This window comes from Streptomyces nanshensis (assembly GCF_001751255.1).
Lineage (GTDB): Bacteria > Actinomycetota > Actinomycetes > Streptomycetales > Streptomycetaceae > Streptomyces > Streptomyces nanshensis_A.
Map to the genome: position 1 here is coordinate 1 of NZ_LJGW01000589.1, position 2183 is coordinate 2183.

Here is a 2183-nt window from a genome sequence, read left to right on the forward strand (position 1 = left end):
GGACCGCCGCGCCGGGCCGCGCCCTGCTCCAGCGAGTCCAGCACCACACCGGTCAACGGGCGCAGTGCGGCTGCTCCTTGCTCGCCGCCCGCGAGCGGCGGGCCGCAGGCGCCGTCGGTGGGAGCGGAAGGGGGCGGGAGCGGCATGAGCGAGGTCCTTCGCCGTCGTGGGCCCACAGCCCGCGGCCCGGCGGGCGCACAGGCGGTGCCCGCCGGACCGGGGTGGAGCGGTGAGGAGGGCCCAACCTACGTGCGGACGGCGGACGTTGATCTCGAACCGGGACCGGTTCGCCCGAAGGTGTGATGTGGCGGCCCGCGCCCGGAAGCGCGCCCGGAACGGCGAAGTCCCGGTAACGGCCAAGGCGTTCAGAACGGCGAAGGCCCCCCGGGACGCGCTCGTCCCCGGGGAGCCCTCACCGTTGCGGCGGCTGCCCTGGCCGCGCGCACGTCCTTTACGGGTAGGAGGTCACCGTCGCCACGTTGCTGTCCCCGTTCGCGGGTCCGCCCGTGTCGTTGACGACGTGTTCGATCGTGCCCGTACCGCCCAGCGACACCGACGTCATGTGGTGCAGCTTCACACCGTCCGCCTGCGGTACCTCGAACGAACGGTCCGCGACCACCGACTTGTTGACGTCGAAGAAGCAGTAGCTGCCCAGCCCGAACGCCTGGTGGTCGGTGACCGAGCCGTCGACCTTGTACGCCGCGTAGCCCCGCGTGTCACCGTTCATCCAGGCGTCCTGGTCCGGCGGGTCGTAGGGCATCTCGTTCTGGAAGAAGTACGTGCGGCCCCGCTCGCCCTTCCAGATCACCTGATACTTCTTGTAGTGCTCCGCGAAGAGCCCGTAGGCGGTCACGTCGCTGCCGTTGACGACCAGGCCCGTGTCGGCGGGGTTGGTGTCCCAGCCGACGCCGTCGCCGTGGTCGGCACGCCACAGCCACAGATGGTCGGCGATGACGTGCGAGCTGTTGATGACGAGGCTGGTCTCCGACTTCGCCGCACCGGCGCCGCCGATGCGCACGAACACATCGTGCAGCGACGTCGGGTTGGCCGAGTGGTCGCCGTCCGCGCCCTTCGGGCCGACCTCGATCAGCGTCGGCGAGTTCTCCGCGCCCGCCTCGACGAGGAAGCCGGCGAGCTTCACCCCGTCCACGTCCGCGACCGTCATCACGGCCTTCCCGGAGGTCGGCATCAGCGTCGCCAGACCCAGGCCCAGCACGACGGTGTTCTTCGCGGTCACCGCCAGCGGCTCGTCCAACTCGTAGACACCGGGCGTCAGCAGCAGATGCTTGCCGTCCTTCAGCGCCGCGTTGAGCTTGCCCGCCGAGTCGCCGGGCTGTGCGATGTGGAAGTCGCCGATCGGCAGCGACTCGCCCTTCGGTGCGCCGCCCGACCAGCTCGCGCCCGTGGCGTCCTTCAGCAGCGCCGGCACGAACACCTGGAACGCGCCGTCCCCGTCGACGTACAGATAGGGCTTCTCCCGTACCGCCGGGGACGCCTCAACGGTCGTGTACGGGGGAGAGGGGAAGCCGTCGCCGCTCGGCGCGTTCTTCGCGCCGACGAACACCATGTTCCAGTTCGAGCCCTCCCAGCTCTCCCACTCGGTGTTGCGGGAGAGCCACTGCTGCTGCGAACCGGAACGCACCTGCCCGTCGACCACGGTGTCCGCCATCAGACCGCCGCTGGACCAGCCGCCGTCGTCCAGCTCCAGGTCGCCCTTCACATGCATCCGCCGGTACGGAGCGGCCTGCGAGACCGCCCAGCGGTCCGTGCCGCCCTTCGGGGTCACGGCGATGCCCTCGGCCGAACGCCAGAAGTTCTGCGTGGCGTTGCCGTCGAACCAGTCGGCCTCGGCGTGCACTGCGCCCGAGACCTTCACATCGTCCGGGGTCAGGCCCAGGCCCGCGACCTGGGTGAAGAAGCCGACGTTGACGTCGACTTCGTACGAGCCGGGCTTGAAGAGGAACGCGTGCCGGGCCTTGCCGAACTGTGCCTCCTCCTGGTCCTTGAAGACCGCGTCGACCTTCTCCTGGATGTCCTTCGCGGAGGTGTCGGGCCCGAAGAGGGAGACGTTCGGGCCGAAGTCGGGATCGTCGGCGGCCTTGCCGGAGAGCCCGGAGAAGGCGGAGGCCGCCCGGGGCGCGGCGGCGACGCCGACGCCGCCGAGCCCCGCGGCGGCGAGCGTG

Annotated in this window: 1 protein-coding gene; it reads right to left on the reverse strand. The window is 70.8% G+C overall.

What is annotated here, in order from left to right; genetic code table 11:
- Positions 1-451 precede the first annotated feature (451 nt).
- Positions 452-2183 (reverse strand): coagulation factor 5/8 type domain-containing protein (locus AN218_RS29975; protein ID WP_070020196.1); only part of this gene is annotated, 1732 nt, incomplete at its 5' end.